At 40.2% G+C, this 19,891-nt stretch carries 18 protein-coding genes and 2 pseudogenes; 7 read left to right on the top strand and 13 right to left on the bottom strand.

Going from position 1 to position 19,891, the window contains the following annotated elements; all coding sequences use genetic code 11:
* Positions 1-82: 82 nt before the first annotated feature.
* The 7 genes from H729_RS03575 to H729_RS03545 form a co-directional block, all read right to left on the bottom strand.
* Entirely contained in the window at positions 83-667 is a 585-nt protein-coding gene (locus H729_RS03575; protein WP_020448637.1) for a DUF4443 domain-containing protein, read from the bottom strand.
* A gap of 83 nt (positions 668-750) precedes the next feature.
* Entirely contained in the window at positions 751-1,659 is a 909-nt protein-coding gene (gene rnz, locus H729_RS03570) for a ribonuclease Z (RefSeq protein ID WP_020448636.1), read from the bottom strand.
* A 10-nt stretch (positions 1,660-1,669) separates the two neighbouring features.
* Positions 1,670-1,864 (bottom strand): hypothetical protein, encoded by a 195-nt coding sequence (locus tag H729_RS03565; protein WP_147554381.1) that lies wholly within the window; start codon positions 1,862-1,864, stop codon positions 1,670-1,672.
* 163 nt (positions 1,865-2,027) lie between these two features.
* Positions 2,028-2,987 carry a prenyltransferase gene (locus H729_RS03560; protein ID WP_020448634.1) on the bottom strand — a complete coding sequence of 320 codons (960 nt, stop codon included), beginning with the start codon at positions 2,985-2,987 and terminating at the stop codon, positions 2,028-2,030.
* A 58-nt stretch (positions 2,988-3,045) separates the two neighbouring features.
* A complete protein-coding gene (gene rpe, locus H729_RS03555) occupies positions 3,046-3,693 on the bottom strand; it encodes a ribulose-phosphate 3-epimerase (RefSeq protein ID WP_048134342.1) in 648 nt (215 codons plus the stop codon).
* A 101-nt stretch (positions 3,694-3,794) separates the two neighbouring features.
* Entirely contained in the window at positions 3,795-4,733 is a 939-nt protein-coding gene (locus H729_RS03550) for a radical SAM protein (protein WP_020448632.1), read from the bottom strand.
* Positions 4,734-4,771: 38 nt separating this feature from the next.
* Complete coding sequence (locus tag H729_RS03545; protein ID WP_147554380.1) at positions 4,772-5,839, bottom strand: hypothetical protein; 1,068 nt, start codon at positions 5,837-5,839, stop codon at positions 4,772-4,774.
* A 369-nt stretch (positions 5,840-6,208) separates the two neighbouring features.
* Between H729_RS03545 and H729_RS03540 the strand changes: the two genes are divergently transcribed.
* From H729_RS03540 to acnA, 3 genes are all read left to right on the top strand, one after another.
* Positions 6,209-6,910, top strand: coding sequence for an NfeD family protein (locus H729_RS03540; protein ID WP_081633103.1), 702 nt, complete (start codon positions 6,209-6,211; stop codon positions 6,908-6,910).
* An 87-nt stretch (positions 6,911-6,997) separates the two neighbouring features.
* Positions 6,998-8,077: an SPFH domain-containing protein gene (locus tag H729_RS03535; RefSeq protein ID WP_048133895.1), complete on the top strand. Its 1,080-nt coding sequence runs from the start codon at positions 6,998-7,000 to the stop codon at positions 8,075-8,077.
* Between the two features lie 136 nt (positions 8,078-8,213).
* Complete coding sequence (acnA, locus tag H729_RS03530; RefSeq protein WP_020448628.1) at positions 8,214-10,832, top strand: aconitate hydratase AcnA; 2,619 nt, start codon at positions 8,214-8,216, stop codon at positions 10,830-10,832.
* A 200-nt stretch (positions 10,833-11,032) separates the two neighbouring features.
* On the opposite strand, the gene H729_RS03525 is transcribed toward acnA, so the two are convergent.
* Together H729_RS03525 and H729_RS03520 are read right to left on the bottom strand one after the other, a co-directional pair.
* On the bottom strand, positions 11,033-11,350 hold the full coding sequence (locus H729_RS03525; protein WP_048133894.1) for a TfoX/Sxy family protein: 318 nt from the start codon (positions 11,348-11,350) through the stop codon (positions 11,033-11,035).
* A 184-nt stretch (positions 11,351-11,534) separates the two neighbouring features.
* Positions 11,535-13,184, bottom strand: coding sequence for an MDR family MFS transporter (locus H729_RS03520; RefSeq protein ID WP_020448626.1), 1,650 nt, complete (start codon positions 13,182-13,184; stop codon positions 11,535-11,537).
* 509 nt (positions 13,185-13,693) lie between these two features.
* On the opposite strand from H729_RS03520, the gene H729_RS03515 reads away from it, so the two are divergent.
* Positions 13,694-14,689, top strand: a complete 996-nt coding sequence (locus H729_RS03515) for a hypothetical protein (protein WP_147554379.1) — start codon at positions 13,694-13,696, stop codon at positions 14,687-14,689.
* Between the two features lie 51 nt (positions 14,690-14,740).
* Here the strand turns inward: H729_RS03515 and H729_RS10275 are convergent.
* The 3 genes and pseudogenes from H729_RS10275 to H729_RS03505 all read right to left on the bottom strand — a co-directional run.
* Positions 14,741-15,103: pseudogene (locus H729_RS10275) on the bottom strand (NUDIX domain-containing protein); the annotation flags it as partial.
* 27 nt (positions 15,104-15,130) lie between these two features.
* Positions 15,131-15,514, bottom strand: a pseudogene (locus tag H729_RS10270) (aconitase X swivel domain-containing protein); the annotation flags it as partial.
* Positions 15,511-16,668 (bottom strand): aconitase X, encoded by a 1,158-nt coding sequence (locus H729_RS03505; RefSeq protein WP_020448623.1) that lies wholly within the window; start codon positions 16,666-16,668, stop codon positions 15,511-15,513. The pseudogene H729_RS10270 and the gene H729_RS03505, both read right to left, overlap by 4 nt.
* A gap of 145 nt (positions 16,669-16,813) precedes the next feature.
* On the opposite strand from H729_RS03505, the gene H729_RS03500 reads away from it, so the two are divergent.
* Both H729_RS03500 and H729_RS03495 read left to right on the top strand, forming a co-directional pair.
* Complete coding sequence (locus tag H729_RS03500; protein WP_020448622.1) at positions 16,814-17,182, top strand: DUF6015 family protein; 369 nt, start codon at positions 16,814-16,816, stop codon at positions 17,180-17,182.
* Between the two features lie 68 nt (positions 17,183-17,250).
* The gene (locus tag H729_RS03495; protein ID WP_020448621.1) at positions 17,251-17,907 is read left to right on the top strand and encodes a TetR/AcrR family transcriptional regulator; all 657 of its coding nucleotides are present in this window, start codon (positions 17,251-17,253) and stop codon (positions 17,905-17,907) included.
* 8 nt (positions 17,908-17,915) lie between these two features.
* Here H729_RS03495 and H729_RS03490 read toward each other — a convergent pair whose 3' ends face one another.
* Entirely contained in the window at positions 17,916-19,307 is a 1,392-nt protein-coding gene (locus H729_RS03490; protein WP_020448620.1) for an aminopeptidase, read from the bottom strand.
* 101 nt (positions 19,308-19,408) lie between these two features.
* Between H729_RS03490 and H729_RS03485 the strand changes: the two genes are divergently transcribed.
* Positions 19,409-19,855: a universal stress protein gene (locus H729_RS03485; protein ID WP_020448619.1), complete on the top strand. Its 447-nt coding sequence runs from the start codon at positions 19,409-19,411 to the stop codon at positions 19,853-19,855.
* Positions 19,856-19,891 lie beyond the last annotated feature (36 nt).

Genomic DNA, 19,891 nt, shown 5'->3' with positions numbered 1-19,891 from the left:
GCATCAAACAAATTGCATAGATGCAAATAAAAAATGTTTTTATCCGTTGCAACATGAATGTTGGCAAACGGAAGAAGTTTAATTAAATCAGATCTAAAGCTGCAGTAACTGCGCCTTCTTCAGCCAGTTCATATTCTGAAGCTGTTCCGATAATGATTATGTCTCCATTTTCTAAATCAAAAAGTTTGCTTAAAGTTGAAGCTGTGTCTGGATAAATGCCTTCCAGATCTATTCCGCCTGGGATCTGCAACTTACCATTTTTAACAAGTACTGTTGTAGCCCCGTCAGCACCAGCGATCATTGCGCGGTCACGCTGCTCCATTCCAGAACCGATCTTATCTTCAACACCTTTGACCTGTACCGCAACACCTTTTCTGCCATGTACCAGATCAGATTCACCTAAGGTATAGATCTGTAGAGGAATCTCGTTATAAAATTCACTTCCTTTTTTAGTGATCTTTATCCCGGTTTGTTTAACGTCGATATATCCCCTTTCGCGAATACATTCTACGATAGTACGCATGCTGCCTTCGCCAACGCCTACCTTGTCTGCCAACTGCTTTCTACCCTTGCGGGTACCGTCAGAAAGCACGGAAAGGGTCTTGTATACATGATAATCTGTGAAACGGTGCAGCGGTCCATACTTCGGACGTTCTATTAGTTTCATTGAATAGTAATATGGCAATGAGCAATATAGAACTACCGGTGAAAATTAATCTAAATGAGGATCTTTATGGATGAGAAAAAATTTCATTCTGAGTAATCTATCTTGAAAGTATAGAAATCATATGCAGCATTTGTATTGGGAAAAATGACTCTAGCTTCTGATTCCACCTCTTCTAAATTCTCATACCGATTTGAAAAATGAGTTAAGATTAGTTTTTTCGCATCTGCTTTTTTAGCAATCTCTGCTGCAGCTGCCGCTGATGAATGTCCAAACTCAAGACCTTTGTCTGCCAGATCTGCCATTACAGTGGCTTCATGTATCATAACATCGCAGCATTTAGCCTCCTCTGCAAACAGATCAGTCGGTCGCGTATCTCCTGAGTATGCCAGTTTCCTTCCCCGTCTCGGGGGACCCATAACCATAGAAGATTCGATAGTTCGACCATTTAACGTTATGCTCTTTCCACTCTGAAGTTTGCCATAAAGAGGTCCTTCTGGTATCCCCAGTTCTTTTGCTGCTGCCTTGGAAAATTTTCCTGCACGCTGAGGCTCCTGAACAATGAACGAAATCGCAGGAATTGTGTGATCCGCCTCTACTGCTTTAACTGTCAAACCAGAAACCTCTGTTGAATCACCTGGTTTCAGCTCACAAACCTTGATTTCATAATCAGGATTAAAATATCCTAGAGACAAAGATGATTTTATCAGGTCAACTGTGCCGGATGGCCCAAAAATGGAAAGCGGCTCTGTTCTTCCAGACAAATTCATTGATTGAATCAATCCAGGTATTCCAAGAATATGGTCTCCATGAAGATGAGTTATGAAAATTGAGCTGATCTTCATAAATGATAAAGATGCAGTCATAAATTGTCTTTGGGTTCCTTCTCCACAGTCAAAGAGGAGAATGTCCCTTCCATACTGAAGGGCTATTGCGCTTACACCTCTCTGAGGTGAAGGGAGACCTCCGCCAGTACCCAGAAAAGTCAGATTCATAGTAGAATCATCATCTTCCCAGAGATTCCAGAAGACGGTCTGTTTTTGTAGCTTTTTTCAGCTCTTTGTTGTGCTCTTTGCATAGGTGCACCCGTTTTGCTTTGTCATTGGCCGGTTTAAGACCTGCTTGGATACACACTTTGGCGGAGTACGATTTAACAGCAGGTGCAGAACATCCTTCAATCCCGCATGTGTCTTCAGACATAGGTAACGCATTCCCGTCAGAATCTAAATAACTTTCGTGGATTATTATGATCATAAAGCCAGTAAAATATCCCCTCAGAAGCGTTTTAAACTGCGATGAACGTTCTGCGAGGCTGAAAAATTAAGCAATTAGACGCCGAGCATCTGCCCGGCATCAGAGCTGATTATAGAATTAAAGTCTTGATTATCAAGACAACTACCGTAAGAAAAGCAATGCTGGTTGTCATAAACATGAACTTTGTCAAAGGCCGCCAGTACTTCACAGCATCATTAATTTTGAGCTCATTCATAGCTTTAAGTGGCAGAGGCAGCGACAGGAAAAGAAGAATAAAATAAGGATCTGTAACTGTGGCTGCTGCGATCATTAGGTAGACTAAGAAGATCAAAGTCCATTCGATTTTAGGGAGATTCTGCAGGCCAAATCTTACAACCAGATTCTTTTCACCCATTGCAATGTGGGCATCATATCCTGGAACCTCATCAGCTATACGCATCAGCATGGCTCCGAAACCGATTGCAAGCGATATGAAGAAAAATGTAAGATTAAACTGATTTGTTATCACAAAAAATGAAAAGAACGGTATACAAAAGAAAGACAGCAGTACATCTGTTTCCCCAAATCCTCTGGCTCCAAGATTGACTGGCGGAAGAGTGTATAGAATACATAACAAAAGTGCAATTGCACCCAATACCAGCGATATTATTCCAGACAGATAGATAATTGGAAGAGAGATGACCACAGCACAGCCGATGATTGCGATCATCAGCATTTTTCCTTGTTTATCTGTAATTATACCGCGGTCAAGAGAGTTTCCAACCCAGTAAACCTTTCCATCAGTCAGAGCCTTCATCTGCTGCATGAAATTTTCATCATCCAAGCATTCGAATCTGAGTTTGTCTACACCACTCTTATGATCGAAATAGTCATTTGAAAAGTTCACAAGCAGAGCAAGGAAGAAAACATCCAGGGGAATGAGAAACGCTAACAGCCATTCATCAGACATGGTCAAGGCAAATGCAACACCTGCGACAGATGCCATTACAAAAGGCAGAGTGTATGCAATTCTCAGCACTTCCTTAGCCTTCCATGCAATGCTGTGATTGCTGTTATCTATGGTTTCCATAGCCCCATGTAATTATGGTGAACGATATAACGATAACGGAAAGTTTAGTCACACAAGTTTAAAGATCATGCCATCTGGAAATCTCCATTTTCATATCCGGAGCTTTAAATATTGCACTTCCAGCTGCTAAAACTGAAGCTCCTGTTGAGACTGCGGTTTTTCCAGTGTTGTAATTTATGCCGCCATCGACAGATATTTCCATACAGTAACCGTTTTCATCAACCAGCCTTCTGGCTTCAGCCACCTTAGGCAGACACTCTGACATAAATGCCTGACCTCCAAAACCAGGATGAACAGTCATTATGAGAAGAAGATCGATTTTATCCATGTAAGGTTCTATTGTATTGAAAGGAGTTTCTGGGTTTATAGAAAGTCCAGCCTTTTTACCGAATGAGTGAATGTCATCTAAAACAGAAGGTATGCAGCCGCATGCTTCCTGATGGAATGTTATGTAATCTGCACCAGCATCTGCGAACTCTTTCACATACCGCTCGGGTTTTGTAATCATTAAATGCACATCAAATGGCAGAGCTGTAAAAGGCCTCAGACTTTTAACGACACTCTGGCCGATGGTTATGTTCGGAACAAAAACACCATCCATTACATCGATGTGAATCCAGTCCGCGCCTTCTCGCTCCAAACGCTTTATTTCGTCTCCCAGTCTGCTGAAGTCTGCTGAAAGTATGGATGGGGCTACTTTTACCATGACCATGATTATTCAGTAGTAGGTAATAATCCTTAAGGTAGCCGCAGGCAATAAAAGAAAAGAGAGATGTTGAGAATAATCGTATGAAACTCGAAAAGAGTTTAACTTCTTTTCGAATTATTATTAGTCAGGGCAAACTGTTTTGACATTTTCATTACCGTTTCAATGTTGAAATCTAAAATCAGACGATATTCTCGAACCGCATCAAATCCACAGTGTTTACAGGAGTCTGTTCCTTCTGCTGGACAGCCGTGGAATTTTGAACCATCAGGTATAGTAAAGACTGATACAAACTTAGGACATTTTTCAGAATAATCTTCAACCAGAAGCTCTTTCAATGCATTTTCAGTATTCAACACTGGAAGACCCTCTTTTTTGAATCTGAGGAGATCTTCTATGACAGCTGCCCGTTCCTCAGACGAAATGGCAATTTCATGTGGAGGAGGTGTGAGAAAATTTATCATCAGCCCGCTGATCTTGGGATTATCCCTTACAATCTCTAAAGTCTCGCGGATATGATTTTTATTTTGTTCCATTACCACCAGGTTAGCAAAGATGTTGGTATGATCCAGATTAGAGATGTTCTCCATCATCTTATCAAAAACACCTTCTCCCCTGATTGAATCGTGAATTTCTTTTGGGCCATCCAGACTTACTGAGATGACGTCACAGTCTTCGTATATCCTGCCGGTTCCATTTGTAGTATATCCAATCACATAATAGCCAATATCCTTTGCCGCTGAGATTAGACTTGGAAATGTCTTGTCCCCATCTCTCCAGATAGTTGGCTCTCCGCCCTCGAAGAATATAATTCTGGCACCATTCTCAAATTCGTTCTTCATCTCCTGAATCGCTGTATCATATGGGAGAGAGTGAACTCCTTCAATCTCACTGTTATGAGCGATTACAGAGCAATGTTTGCATTTTAAGTTGCAGTTATAGCCGATGATCATTGTATTGACAAGCGGTCTTTTTTTCCCTAATTTTGATTTAAAGAACCAGCCAGCATAGTAACAGTACTGGCGAAAGGATGACACCATGGACTCCCTTAACCACGGGAGACTATTTGGTGATTTCTCTATACCCAGTCAGAATCACCCAGCATTAGATGGCAAACCGGATCACTTGGAATCTTTCCTCCGTCAAACCGTCTGATGAGAAATTTCATTACCCTCTCGCCTGCAATAGGTTTCAAGGTCTTGAAACCAAAACGTGTTACATCGTATGAAATCCAATCTCTGCTGGAAAGCCATATCTGGATTGTTCTTGAACCGTGATTTCTGCACAGTTCGACAGAATGATTCAGCAACACCCGCACAACTGAATGAGAACCTGCGCAAAGGTCTACAATATCCATGTACTCGATGCCATCTGCAGAATAAAATCTGGAAACCATATATCCACAGGTCTTTCCATTACATTTCGCTATAGAAACTATATATTCCCCGCCGCAGGGATGCAGATATCTGTGCATCAGATATTCTCTGCTGTGCCTGATTGAAAGATCATAATCCATTTCAAAATCACGCGTAAACTCATCAATATCCTGTGGAAACTCGCTTACATCTTCAACTCTGACTCCTTTTATGCCGTGAGTCTCATTGGCTTTCAGGTACATTGCCGTGGCATATGCGAGTTTTTTCACTCTGCCGGTTTTGCTGCTTCCAAAAAACTTGTCTGGATCAATTATAAGTTCATACTGTTTGAAACGGCAGGGAATCTCCTTCAGACCTGTGTTGATTCCAATGGTGTATCCTGCAGGAGACGGGAAAGAAAAATCAGTTTCTATCCCTGCTGAGATCTCAGAGTCCTCGAGGTTCTTTAAAGCTTTTTCAATCAAACCTTGTTTCCTGAAATTCGGGTCAGTAAAAAAATCTGACCACTGCGCTCCATCCAGAACCTTTCCGTTTATCACAATTAAAGTCGGCAGAGACGCAGCATGTGATACGATATTATTTTCATGACAGACCAGACTTATCAAATTACGCTCTCTGCTTGCATCATATCTCCAATGCCAAAAATCTTCTTTAGAACCTTTATGATTGAAACCTGGCCATTCTGGGATAGCCTGTAAAAGCTGCACAATAGCAGTTGGGTCTGTATTGCACATATTGGGCGTCAGAGAATTTTTTGACTCCGTCTGCACCTGATGTTATATGTTACGCCATGATATTTGAAGCGTCCGATAGTTTGGGAACATTCTGAATGAGGGCATATTGTTTTGGTTGCTGTCTGTTTATGATCCGCAACTTGATTCTGCTGAGTGTTTTGTATGAGTAAATATGATCATTACTCAATTTTGACCAGGGTGTTCAAAACCTGAAAGGGATGTTTTGGTTTAAAACAAAGATTAGTGTTTAAAACTAGGAAATCTGAGTGTTTGTACTCGAAAAAATAAAGATGAAAAACCGATAAAAGCATTATTTCATATTATTAATACGAAAATCGAAAAGATACAACCGATACCCTAAAGCTGATAGTACTCTTTATAATTATAGAATGCGATAACCGGATTATGATAGACGAGATGATGATTGCAATCATAATGCTTATCATCGGTATAATTCTGCTTTTAGCTGAAGCAGCAGCTCCAGGTAACTTTATAATTGTTCCTGCTACAATGCTTACAATCCTGGGAATTGTGTTTGTTTTCATTCCCGATCAGCTTCTTACAATATACACACCGATTCTCGCAGTGATAATTCTGATAATAGCAGCAGTTCTAGCCATACAACTGTATAAGAGAATGTCCCCTGTGGCACCTCCAGAAACTTTAGTTGGGACGTCCCTAGTAGGGCGCGTAGGAATTGTTACTACAATGATTACACCAAGCACTATGCTGGGAAAAGTTAGAGTAAACGGTGAAGTGTGGAGTGCTGAAGCCAATTGCAGCATTGCGGCAGGCACACCAGTCAAGATCATAGCCTCCGAGGGAGTCCATGTGACTGTAGAAGAGATTTCCAAAGAAGAATATGATAAATGTTCTGCTCAAGAGTCCAAAGCTACCGTACCACCGATAACTGAAGCAAAACCAGCAAAATCCAAAAATGGAGAAACTGCAGTAGTCGTAACCTTAATCTCTCCTGGACTCGGAACAGGAAAGGTCAAAATAGGTGACGAAGTCTTCAACGCTACAGCTGACTGCAACATCTATGCAGGAACTGAAGTAAGGGTTCTTTCTAAAGATGCAAATGGCGTCCGCGTCGAAGAGATTTAAAATTGAAGGCTAGCCTTCAATTTTTTTCTTAATTTTTACCAAATTGTTTTAGTACCTATACATTGGTATGTGACTGAGGTCACTCAAATGGATCAAAGCCTAGTGTTAGGTCTTACTATTTTTGCTATCATCGTAGTGCTAGCGATAGTATATGGGAGCGTAAAAATCGTAAGCCCATACGAGCAAGGAATTTACATTAGACTGGGTACATTTATGAGGGTTCTGAATCCAGGTATCAACGTAGTAACTCCAATTGTGAGTCAAGTAATAAAGATGGATCTCCGTACCCAAGTTTTAGATGTTCCGAGTCAAGAGGTTATCACAAAAGATAATTCACCAACAAATGTTGATGCAATAATTTATATCAAAGTCATTGACCCCGCCAAAGCATATTTCCAGGTCACTAACTACAGATCAGCAACTGTGTATCTTGCACAGACAACACTTCGTTCAGTAATTGGTGATATGGAACTTGATGAAATTCTTTCCAGCAGAGAAAAAATCAACCTACGCCTGAGAGATATTCTCGATGAATCTACAGATAAATGGGGTGTAAAGGTTGATGCTGTTGAGATTAGGGAAGTGGATCCTGCTCCAAAAGTCAAACAGGCAATGGAAGAGCAGACATCTGCAGAGAGAATGAGGCGTGCAACAATCCTACGTGCAGACGGAGAGAAAACCGGAGCGATCCTGCAAGCTGAAGGTGAGAAGAAATCCCGTATCCTTCAAGCAGAAGGTCTGAGGCAATCTAAAGTTCTGGAAGCCGAGGGTGAAAGATTAGCAATTATCCTTCAAAGCCAAGGAGAAGCCCAGAAACTCCGTATAATGTCAGTTGGTGCCAGCACTCTCGATTCAAAAGCTCTGACAGTACTGTCTTTAGAAACAATGCAGTCACTCGGACAGGGACAGTCTACCAAATGGATCATACCATTTGAGATTACCAGCATAATGGAAGGAATTTCAGACTATCTCGGAAGCGGAAAAAACACTCCTGCAAGAGAGATTTCCGATGTAGAGAGCATCGAAAAAGCTGTAGGAAAACCAGAAGACATCCTTGGTCCGATACCATCTATCGAAGAACTTCGTGTAGACCTTAAAAATCTAGAAGCTTCAATAGAGCAGGAAAAGAACAAGGCTGAAGCAGTAGCTAAAACAAGAACTGAATAAACTAACAATGCGGAACTGTCTGACTGACAGTTTCTGCATACATTTTTTTTCTGATTTTTAGAAATTCCAGCAACGTGCGGAATCTATCGTTCAAAAACGTTGAAATATCTCATTTCATTAATAGTCACGAGCGACTATGAATTCTAAATTTACCGATACCATCAAAACAGAAGATGGGGACATAACAATTTACAGTCTAAAAAAGCTTGAAGATCTGGGACATTTCAGCTTAAAAAATGTTCCATACTCCATTAAAGTTCTGATAGAATCAATACTTAGACAAGAAGACGGATTCCTGATTACTGAAGAGGATGTTAAAAATGCAGCATCCTGGAGTCCCAATGGAAATGCCGATGTGGATATACCTTTCATTCCAGCAAGGGTAATTCTACAAGACTTCACTGGCGTTCCGGCAGTTGTAGATCTGGCTGCGATGAGAAGTGCAGTAGCTGCATTAGGAAAAGATCCTACTAAGATCAATCCGATGATACCTGTAGACCTCGTAATTGATCACTCAATACAAGTTGATTATGCAGGCACCCCTGAGTCTCAAGAACTCAATGAAAAGGTCGAGTTCGAGCGCAATGCAGAAAGATATGCTCTTTTGAAATGGGCTCAGACTGCTTTCAACAATTTCAGAGCTGTTCCTCCCGGAAATGGAATTATTCACCAGATCAATTTAGAATATCTCTCACCGCTCATTCATGTAAAAGAAAAAGACGGTATCAAGATCGCATATCCTGATTCGTGCTTTGGAACAGATTCGCATACTACCCAGATTAACGGCCTGGGTGTCGTTGGATGGGGAGTAGGAGGAATTGAAGCAGAAGCTGTAATGCTGGGACAACCGTGTTACATGAAACTTCCAGATGTAATTGGTTTTAAACTCACAGGCTCTCTGAAAGCCGGCGTTACTGCTACAGATCTAGTCCTTACAGTAGTAGAAATGCTGAGGAAAAAAGGCGTTGTAGGAAAGTTTGTAGAATTCTATGGTCCAGGATATAAAAATCTGGAAGTTGCGGATAGAGCAACTATTGCCAATATGGGTCCAGAATATGGCGCCACTCTGGGATTTTTCCCGATTGATGAAAAAACATTGGATTATCTAAAACTTTCAGGCAGAGACCCCAGTCATATCAAGATCGTTGAGGAATACGCAAAAACACAAGGTTTATGGTATACCTATGAACCAAAATACACAGACACGCTTGAGCTTGATCTTGGTACAGTTGTTCCTTCCTTAGCAGGACATAAGAGACCACAGGACAGAATTCCGTTAGACGGCATGAAAGAGAGCTTTGGAGAGCTCCTTAGTGGTATGGGGATTCAAAAGAGAACGATTAACGGATTGTCAGACGGCTCTGTAGTTATCGCATCGATTACATCCTGTACAAACACTGCCAATCCTTCAGTGATGATAGCGGCTGGATTACTGGCAAAGAAAGCCGTTGAAGCAGGATTGGATGTTAAAGACTATGTTAAAACTTCATTATCACCAGGATCTAAGGTAGTTACAGATTATCTGAGAAATTCTGGATTGCTGCAATATCTGGAAAAACTCAGATTCCATGTAACTGGTTACGGCTGTATGACCTGCATAGGCAACAGCGGACCACTGAGAGATGACATACGTTCAACCATAAAGGATAACGATTTGGTCGCTGCTGCTGTAGTCTCAGCAAACCGTAACTTCGAAGGACGTGTATCACCATATGTGAAAGCTAACTATCTGGCATCTCCTCCGTTAGTCATTGCGTTTGCAATAGCAGGAAGAGTGGATATAGATCTTGACAAAGAACCACTAGGTGTTGTAAACGGTAAAGAAGTATTTCTTAGAGATATCTGGCCAGATGATCAGGAAATAAATTCACTCATCGAAAAATATGTCACATCTGAAACATTTAAATTACAATATAATAACATTTTCAAAGGATCTTTTAGATGGGATGACATAAGCATTCCAGAGGGAGCTTTGTACGCCTGGGATGAGAAATCAACATATATTCAAAACCCCCCGTTTTTCAACAATCTCACATCTAAGGCTGCAATAAACAACATTAGTAACGCAAGGGCGCTGGCAAGCTTAGGAGATTCCATAACAACTGATCATATCTCGCCTGCCGGAGAATTTTCAGATAAATCAGATGCCGGTAAGTATCTAATTTCCTTGGGAATAAAACCTGCAGATTTTAACTCATACGGTTCTAGAAGAGGAAACCATGAGATAATGATGAGAGGAACATTTGCCAATATCCGTCTAAGAAATAAAATAGCTCCAGGCACAGAAGGAGGTTATTCCAGACATATGCCAGATGGAGAAAACGGCACCATGTTTGAAATATCTCAGAAATACATTTCAGAGAATACCCCACTGATTGTAATTGCTGGAAAAGAATATGGTACTGGAAGCTCAAGAGACTGGGCTGCAAAGGGGCCATTCATGCTTGGGATAAAAGCCGTAATTGCAGAGTCTTTTGAAAGAATTCATCGTTCAAATCTCATCGGCATGGGTATCATTCCTCTGCAGTTCATAGAAGGAGAAAATGCAGAAAGTCTTGGTCTTGATGGGACAGAAACTTTTGATATTGAGTTAGAGAATATGACGCCTAAATCAATCGTGACGGTTACTGCCTCCAAAAATGGAAAAAAGAAGCAGTTTAAAGCAATGTCAAGAGTAGATGTTCCTGCAGAATTAGAATACATCAAAAACGGTGGCATTCTCCAGACTGTACTGAGAAAAATGATTTCTGAATAAAATATCTAGGCTGTGTCATAACAGCCTTTTTCTTATTTTTACAATTTTAATTATAAACTTTTAAAGAAACAAATTGATTCAATAGCTATTGATTATATTGAGTGCATATCTCCATAAAACTACAAGTGGTTTGTAGTTAACAAATCTCCAGCTAATTTTCCATGAGCTGCATTGGAAACTAGTATTGAGAAAAACATAGGTTATTTCTTTTTAGATTTAGGAGCTGGAAGTTCAGGGTAAATGGATTCAAGTAGTTCAGTCAAATTATCTTTATCATCAATATTTTCAACATACAACATCTCTTTTGCTCCATCATATGGCAAGACATAGGAAGCTGCAGGCATAAGAAATTTTGCAGACGCAGTGGGTTTTATCAATAATCGATCATCGTATATCCCACCTACAATCTTTCCACGATAGTAAATGATATACTCACCCATCATTGACCGATATGTAATTTCATCTAGTCCTGATAGGCCATTTAATACACGATCGAGATAAGTTTTACTTGACACCATATAGATTCATTGTCTTGAATTGTTCCTGTGATATAGCTTTTTTCAATATCTCTGCAAAGATTCAGAAGATTGATTTTTTTGAGAGGATTGGAGATTCCTTAAATGAATGAAGATTTACTTTAAAAATACGTGTGTCATAAAAAAGCAGATTATAATAAGAAAAAATTAAAAAAAGGATAGGCTCTTAACCAGAGCCATTACCCTTGTGTTTCTCAGATTTTTGAAGTTTCTTTTCCATTCTCTTTGCTAACTCTTCTTCGTGAAGACGCTCTGCTTCGAGATTAAGCTGCTCATATTCCTCATCTGTTTTGAGAGGTACACGCTTTACCAGAAGGCAGGCGATGAGTGTACACAGCACAATCACGGAACATATTACAAAGGCGTAGGAAAGACTTTGCCCATACGAGTATATGATATCAACTGGTAGCGTAGGATATTGTGGGAACGCTCCTGCTAAATCATTAATCTTATCCAATATTCCTGTTGTATGCGGAGCTACAGCAAATACATCTGAGGGAAGATTCTGCTGGAGTTCTATTACAATACGGTTGTTAATCAGTGTTCCAATTATTGCTGCACCTACTGTTCCACCTATGCTTCTGAATAAGCTCATAGTGGAAGTCATCACACCCATATCTCTCTTAGGCGTAATGTTCTGAGCTGCAACGATGAAATTAGACATCACACAACCCATACCAATACCAGCTATGATCAGATATAGTGAAGCTTCCCACTGTGGACTTCCCATTCCAAGAGTGGAGATCATGTAAAGACCTGCTGCCGCAATCGGTGGACCAATTATCAGCCAAGGCATATATCCAGTCTTTTTGAGCAGGAAACCGCTTCCTATAGACGTAATAGACATACCAATTGTAAGCGGAATGAGCGTTGCTCCGCTATTGGTAGCACTTAATCCTACATACTCCTGCAAGTAGATTGCAATGTATGAAAGTATACCGAACAGACCTAAAGCCATGATCAACAGGCCTATGCTTCCAGCTGTAAAAGTACGATTGCGGAACAAATGTAACGGAACTAATGGTTCTTCCACTTTGGTCTCTATGTAAATGAACAGACCTAAGAAGATAATTGCTGCTATGGACATTCCAATTATCTCAAAACTATCCCACGCATAGGTTCCGCCTCCAAAGGTTACTACCATAATTAACAGAGCTAAAAATGCAGATAATGATCCCATTCCAAGATAATCGATCTTTGCATTTGGATCTGCCTCGGCTTTCGGGAACTTGATCAGAGTAAATGCTATAGCTAAGATTCCTATAGGAATATTTACAAAGAACACCCAATGCCAGCTTGCATTATCAACAATCACACCGCCGACAAATGGCCCTATCGCACTTGCAATAGCAAAAATTGCACCGAGAATACCCTGCATTTTTCCTCTTTCTTGAGGAGAGTATAAATCAGCTACAACGGCCATAGCAACTGGGATAAGCATACCGCCACCCAGACCTTGAACTGCACGTCCAACGATAAGCCATTCCATACTTTGTGAGAAACCTGCAAATATTGAACCGCCTAAGAATAAAATCATACCTAGCAAAAATACAGGCTTTCTTCCATAGATATCAGACATTTTACCTGCTATCGGAGTGGTAATAGTTTCAGCAAGTAAATAACCAGTAATTAACCAGGTATATAAATCGGAACCACCAAGATCCTCCAATATGGTTGGAATGCTTGTACCAACTACCGTACCGTCAATACAAGCAAGCAACATACCAAGGATCAAACCGATCATAATCGGCGTTCTTACCTTTCTAACGTCGATTTCTGGTTTACTTGGAGCATTTATAACGTTCGCGTTTTCCATCTCAACACCTCAACCCAACGCGATACGCAACTATCCGCTGGGGTTTTGATTGTAATACACCGGCGGTCATACTGACTGTCGGTCAGTCAATAGAGATTCCTCAAAGACGATGGGGTATAAATAACTACACATCACGATGCAAGATGCAATATCCAACAAAAATAGCGCAATGTGAAATCTTTATCTGCAAACATAGCATTCTCTGCAATTATTGTGGTAGCATGAATACATACATAAAGATGATAGCTGTGGCTATCTCAGCAATGTTCATAGTAAGTCTGCTGCCTGCGATTTGCACATCCCCCGAAAACATTCAAATAAATGATATTCAGAATGAGCAAACTGTTGCAGAAGAAGCTAGAGATTATAGCAAAGTTACCTTTACAGACAGATCTACAATCATATTTTCCAATGCAGGAGATTGTACATATGCTGACAATTTGAAGGGCAGCACCTCGAAAATTGCAATTAGCAATGATCTAAGTCTTTGCACGTCAAATCAAATCGCAGTGATAGATGGAGATTGGATATCTGCACAAAATAAAGAGATTGTCACAAACCAAACACATGATCTGATCTTTCAAGGAACTCCAGTAATTACAGTTGCAAATTCACCGGAACTACTTATAGACTCAAATAAAAATGGTTTTTCAAGCTATGCTGCTGATGCTAAAGTCTATGGAATCTACACAGATCCATCTACAGGAGATCAATATTGCATGAGTGTTGTGTGCGAAGACATTGATGAAGCATTATTACGTGCCTACAATTGGGCAGATAATATGATCTCAGAAAATAGTACAAGTTCCAGTTATGATGATGAAACTAATATATCGTGGAGCGTTAAATATGGATGTGAAACTTTTTATCAATGCATAAATAAAGATAATAAAGATTTTGGATGGGCAAACATACGTACACACCACTACAAATTATTAGATGTTAGTGACGATTATGAGTACTACTATACTCAGTTTAAGCTAGATATTATTCCCAATGAAAACAGGCTCACTGGAAGTCATCCCATAGCCATCGCGGATAGCACAATACGCAGTGATGTTAGAGCTGATCCAACATATGGAGAGTATCAAGAAATGATGCGTTATAGTCCAGTGAGAGACAGTGGAATTTCATCTGCGCATATATATCCGTTATATACAGCAGAGTTTAAACCGGATGCGGGTGTGAGCACAGGTGGAAATGTCAACGATGTATGGAGCTACTCAGTGAGTGATATAGTAGTGCATGATAAATCATTAATAGGGGAAAAATTAGAGATGTGGTACGATATCAATGAAAATGCGGCTGTAGGAAAAACCACATGTGTTATTGAACCAGAACATGTAGTTAGATGCAAAAACATAGATGGTGGTGATGGAAAATATCATGCTACGGATAAATATGAGATAGTATTCATCACGTTTGCATTTTGGCATGATTTTTTTGATACATTTACATTCGATTTAAATACAATTGTACCACCCTCTTTGTATCCAAGTACATAAACATAAACATGCGTATAAGCAATAAGTATGCTTATGCGCATAAATATATTTTCAAAGTCCTAATGACTTGTATACCACATCTAATCCAGGAACACATTGGTAAGATACAGTTTCATCCACACAGACCCATTTGTATTCTGTATGCTCCCAGTCGATTTGGATTGAGCAGTTTTTTTCTTCAAACAAGAAAGGATGAATTGTCCATACGATATCCTTATCCCTAACTTTGAATGGTTCTCCGGCCTTAATAGGCTTAGAAACGATAGTGGTTTCTTCCCTGACTTCTTTTATCGCCGTTTCTAAAGGTGTTTCATCAGCTTCTATAAAACCGCTCACTGCAGACCAATATCCTTGAAAAGTCCCAACTTTAGAAGAGCGTCTCAGAAATAGAATTCTTTCACCGTCTTTAATCACGCAGCTTACAACATTTATCTCTTTAACATCAGGAAGTTCTATCGTCCCTGATGATCCATCGACAATGCATTCGTCTCCTTCCCTGAGAAGAGATAAGTCAATAGAATCAACCATTGGCACTGATGCCATAACAGCACCGGTAGCAACAATCGGTTCAGCAGATTCATTGATAATTGCAGCTGGAAGAGTCCCATGCTCTTTCATATCATAGATTACGTAAGATCCGACTGTGCTTCCTTTACCGCGGGGAAATGCAAATACACGATCTTTAGCGGACTGACCATTAGTTGATGCATCCGCTACCTTTCCATCTGCAGGATTCACGCCTCCCAAAAAGCTTACTGGATTGGGACAAAGCAATATTCTGCCATGAGATTTTCCTTGAGAAATTTTTCTGCCAGTCAAGATCATTGTATCATCTCCAATAGATCATCAGTGTCACGGAAAACTACTTTCTGAGAACACAGTGTGGGAAGATAGTTACAAGCCTTTCCAGAGTCCACGGCAGTGCATTTAAACCGTTCTTCAATGGGAGTTACAATCATGCATGTGTCACATATAACATTACCAAATTTAGAAAGAACATCGAGATCTTTTTTACACTTAGCGGCAGTACATCTGGATGTGCAGAACCATACTTCAGTGTCTCCCTTTTTACTTTTTCCTTTCAGCTTAGATGCCAAAGAGTGAATCTCTTCACAAGATAAATGCGGACAGCCTAGAGCTATCAATTCTGGATCATCGCCGGAGCTCATTTTATCTCGTACAGTCTGCAGATCCTTATCATCAATTGAAATCTTTTCAGTTTCAGATATGTCAGCAGGAACTGGCGTTACGCCATCTACATAGAATAATGCTACAGAGCCTGCAGCTGCCATGGCTGCCGCCAGGGTCTTCAGCTGATCATTAGTAGGTTTAATTCCTTTAAAATAAGGAATTCTGCCTCCACCTAGCTGCCCTACAGCCTGCCCTAAAACAGAATAATTGATATCCGAAGCTTTCACATCGATCAAGATTGAAGGATTGCGGTTCTCGCTTAGATGCAAACCATACTCTGGTGTTTTTCCCAGGATAGCAGCAGCAAGTGCACCGGGGCCCCCTTCCCTGTTTGTTTTAGCACCGATTACAGAATTAACGTAAGAAAGAGCACTTGACTCGGCCCATGAAACATGCTCACCGATTTTAGGGATGTTTATATCCAGATATGGAGTGCAGGAGCAATTAGAAGTTACTCCCAGCTTTTCATAGCAGGATATGATTTTGTGCTGCCTGTCAGCAAAATGTTCCGAAATACCCATTCCTTTCCATTTTTCACGATCCATCCCCGGAGGATTCAGTGTTGTCGGTACACACACTTTAGAATCTTTAGACATCTCCTCCAGAAAAGAAATTCCTCCTTCGCCGATTGTTTTGTATGATACTCCTGAAAGATGGGCTGAGGTTATAGGAATGAGCTTCTCCGCTTTGTATATGTCACCCAGAGCCACCAGCAGCTCCATTGCTTTCTTTTTACCCTCTCCAAACTCACCTGCAAGGATCTGTTCTTCGTCTCTGGTTAAAAACATCTTTATCTTGTATGTATATTTGCATGAAATAGTTTGTGCCAGGTGAATACACACCACTGATTAGTTTTATATAGGTAAATGATGTTTACTGACTGACAGTCAGTCAATTTAGCAGTTGAAGGATTGTTACACATAGGTGAAAAATATGTATGAGCCAGTTACTTATGAGGAGCTGCGCATTGCGATTGAGAGAAAATCAAAGATCGATGCAGAAACCTCTGGGCAGCTAGCAGAAAGAGTATTAAACTACTTTGGATACAACAGTGAAATGATCGACAACGCCCTAACGCCTGAGGATAGGGGAATGTTCTATTTCCTCGAAGAATTTCAGATAATTTCCTCCAGGTATGAAGAAGAAACACTATTCACAGGGAGGCCCTGGAGAGTGTTTTACTGGACGCTTGATAAAGATAAAATCCTAAAAATCATAGGCGCTCCAGTAGAGAAGGCAGATTCGGAATATGGAGTATATGAAGGACTCCCAGATAATGTCTGGGTACGACAATCAGCATAACCCATTAATAAGAAAGATAGATAGTGAATTTACAAAACCTTGGTGATCAAACGACTAAAAAAGAATGTATGTCTGCTGAAAGAAAGGCCGAATTAATAAATGCGGCTGAAGAGTTATTTAATGAGAAAGGTTTCGAAAATACATCTGTAGACGACATAATAAAAAGAGTCGGTGTTGCCAAGGGATTATTTTATTATTATTTTAGTTCAAAAGAAGATTTGATCGATATTTTAACTCAAAGAATGCTGAACGAAATTGAATCTTCCGTTGTGGCAGTTCTGGAGATGAAAAATTTATCAGCGACTGACAGGTTCATAGGATTGCTAAAATCACAAAAAGATGTTTGTTTAAGATCAGAAATAGTAATTAAATATTTTTCAGTTTCAAGAAATAAAAGTTTACACCTTGAGTTAGAGAGATTGGCACATGAGATACTGGTACCAGCTTTCGAAGAAATCATCAAACAAGGAATAGAAGAAGGAACATTTGATACAAAATATCCTTTTGAAACTTCACACATGCTTAACATGATGATCCAATCTGCAATGTATAATATGAGAAATGACCCACGGATTGAGGTCATTGAACGCACATTAGAAGTGGTGCAATATATGACAGAAAAACTATTGGGTATGGATGCTGGGACATTTCAAGCATACAATACTTTTATTAGAACTGCATATCCAGATTTAGATATTATTTTAAGTAAAAAGAAAAAGATGTGAGACGAATCTCACTTATAGAATTCTGCTACAGCTAAGTAGGTCATGTAAACATCAAGTTTAGACACTACTTCAAAAGGAGCATGCATTGACAGAACAGGAACTCCCAAGTCCACAGTATCTACATTATGTGTTGATACGTACTTGGCAACTGTTCCGCCTCCACCAATGTCAATTCTTCCCAGTTCTCCAGTCTGCCATGCGATTCCAGCATTATTCAGAAGAGTTCTGATGAATCCCATCATCTCTGCTGAGGCATCATTTGTATTGTATTTTCCGCCGCCCCCGCCATATTTTTCAACTACAGCTCCGTGATTGATATATGAAGCATTGCGGCGTTCAAAAACCTCGGCAAATGCAGGATCTACCGCAGCACTTACATCACAAGACAGGCACTTCGACTTCTCAAGAATGTGGCGTACTTCTGCTCCATATGATGAGACTAGATCTTCTAAGAAATCTTTGAGGAAATATGAGTTCATACCAGTATTTCCATCAGAGCCTGTTTCCTCTTTGTCTGCAAAGACTGTTACAGTTGTGTGTTCAGGAGCTTTTGTATCTATTTCTGCCATCAGCGCAGTGTATGAACAGACACGGTCATCATGTCCATAGGCTCCGATCATTGCTCTGTCGAAACCTAAGTCCTTGGGTTCAAAAGCAGGCACTGCACACAGCTCTGCAGAATTAAAATCACTCTCAGTTATGCCATATTTCTCAAAGAGAATATTGGCAATATTCAGTTTAACTTTCTCGGAAACTTCTTCATCCTGAAAAGGCTGGCAGCCGATCAGAAGATTTAGAGCTTCTCCAGAGAATGCTTCGGCTACAGGTTTTTTTACCTGGGCTTTGTCAAGGTGCGGGAGAAGATCAGTAACACAGAAAATGGGATCTTCAGGTTCATCACCTATGCGGACTTTTACTGCAGTGCCATCTTTGAGAATTACTGTACCGCGTATTGATAATGGTATTGCAAACCACTGATACTTCTTAATCCCGCCATAGTAGTGAGTCTTGAAGTATGCCATTTCAGTATCCTCAAAAAGAGGGTTTGGTTTAAAATCAAGTCTCGGACTGTCAATATGGCTGACGCCGATTCTCAGACCTTCGGAAATATCTTTTTTTCCTATAGTAACCATGATCAGCGCTTTTCCGCGGTTTGTTTTGTATACTTTGTCTCCTGGAGAATATTTTACTCCACGCTTAAACTCAGTATATCCATTCTGCTTGAGAAGTTCTATAGTATAATCTACAACTTCTCTTTCAGTTTTATTGCGCAGGAATTCTTTATAGCCCTCGCAGAATTTGTTCGCCTTCTCGATTTCTTCTGCCGATCTCTGCCCGATATTTTCCGGTTTCATCAGCAGTTTTTCTGTTAGAAGCTGCCCAGGCGTTTTTTCCGACATATTTATCGTTATACGCATTCCATAGAATATACATTAATGCTTTCCCTCTTTGTAGGATTCTTACGTTTTAGATAAATATGCTACGGTTGAATTATTAGGTCATGAGTCTCTACAAAAAGATTTTGATAGCGACAGATGGAAGCGACTACACCAAGAAGGCAGTAGAGCATGGATTAGAGCTGGCTAAAGCTTTCGGAGCAGAAGTTACAGCTATGAATATCATGGATTTAGGAAGTATAACCAGCAGCTCTCAGGGCTATGGGCTTCCAGACATAAATGCATACATGCAGAAAAGCAGTGATGAGGCTTTGCAGTACGTCTTAGAAAAAGGTAAGGAAATGGGTTTAACTGTAAAATTAGTCTCAAAAATGGGCTCCCCAGCCAATGATATTGTCGAAGCTTCAAAGAATTATGACTTGATTGTAATGGGTACTATCGGCAGAACCGGCGTTTCAAAGCTCCTCTTAGGAAGCGTTGCTGAAAAAGTAGTGAGATTTGCAGAATGTCCTGTGCTCGTTATAAGAAATCACCCACCTAAAAAAGAATAAGACTGCTGCACTCCAGTAATCTGGAGTGTGCATCTC

This window comes from Candidatus Methanomassiliicoccus intestinalis Issoire-Mx1 (assembly GCF_000404225.1).
Lineage (GTDB): Archaea > Thermoplasmatota > Thermoplasmata > Methanomassiliicoccales > Methanomassiliicoccaceae > Methanomassiliicoccus_A > Methanomassiliicoccus_A intestinalis.
This window is presented reverse-complemented; position numbering and strand designations above follow the sequence as displayed.

Bases quoted from the DNA above. Each gene is read 5' to 3' on its own strand.
- H729_RS03575 (WP_020448637.1), bottom strand. From the start codon at position 667: ATGAAACTAATAGAACGTCCGAAGTATGGACCGCTGCACCGTTTCACA.
- rnz (WP_020448636.1), bottom strand. From the start codon at position 1,659: ATGAATCTGACTTTTCTGGGTACTGGCGGAGGTCTCCCTTCACCTCAG.
- H729_RS03565 (WP_147554381.1), bottom strand. From the start codon at position 1,864: ATGTCTGAAGACACATGCGGGATTGAAGGATGTTCTGCACCTGCTGTT.
- H729_RS03560 (WP_020448634.1), bottom strand. From the start codon at position 2,987: ATGGAAACCATAGATAACAGCAATCACAGCATTGCATGGAAGGCTAAG.
- rpe (WP_048134342.1), bottom strand. From the start codon at position 3,693: ATGGTAAAAGTAGCCCCATCCATACTTTCAGCAGACTTCAGCAGACTG.
- H729_RS03550 (WP_020448632.1), bottom strand. From the start codon at position 4,733: ATGGTGTCATCCTTTCGCCAGTACTGTTACTATGCTGGCTGGTTCTTT.
- H729_RS03540 (WP_081633103.1), top strand. From the start codon at position 6,209: ATGATAGACGAGATGATGATTGCAATCATAATGCTTATCATCGGTATA.
- H729_RS03535 (WP_048133895.1), top strand. From the start codon at position 6,998: ATGGATCAAAGCCTAGTGTTAGGTCTTACTATTTTTGCTATCATCGTA.
- acnA (WP_020448628.1), top strand. From the start codon at position 8,214: ATGAATTCTAAATTTACCGATACCATCAAAACAGAAGATGGGGACATA.
- H729_RS03525 (WP_048133894.1), bottom strand. From the start codon at position 11,350: ATGGTGTCAAGTAAAACTTATCTCGATCGTGTATTAAATGGCCTATCA.
- H729_RS03520 (WP_020448626.1), bottom strand. From the start codon at position 13,184: ATGGAAAACGCGAACGTTATAAATGCTCCAAGTAAACCAGAAATCGAC.
- H729_RS03505 (WP_020448623.1), bottom strand. From the start codon at position 16,668: ATGTTTTTAACCAGAGACGAAGAACAGATCCTTGCAGGTGAGTTTGGA.
- H729_RS03500 (WP_020448622.1), top strand. From the start codon at position 16,814: ATGTATGAGCCAGTTACTTATGAGGAGCTGCGCATTGCGATTGAGAGA.
- H729_RS03495 (WP_020448621.1), top strand. From the start codon at position 17,251: ATGTCTGCTGAAAGAAAGGCCGAATTAATAAATGCGGCTGAAGAGTTA.
- H729_RS03490 (WP_020448620.1), bottom strand. From the start codon at position 19,307: ATGTCGGAAAAAACGCCTGGGCAGCTTCTAACAGAAAAACTGCTGATG.
- H729_RS03485 (WP_020448619.1), top strand. From the start codon at position 19,409: ATGAGTCTCTACAAAAAGATTTTGATAGCGACAGATGGAAGCGACTAC.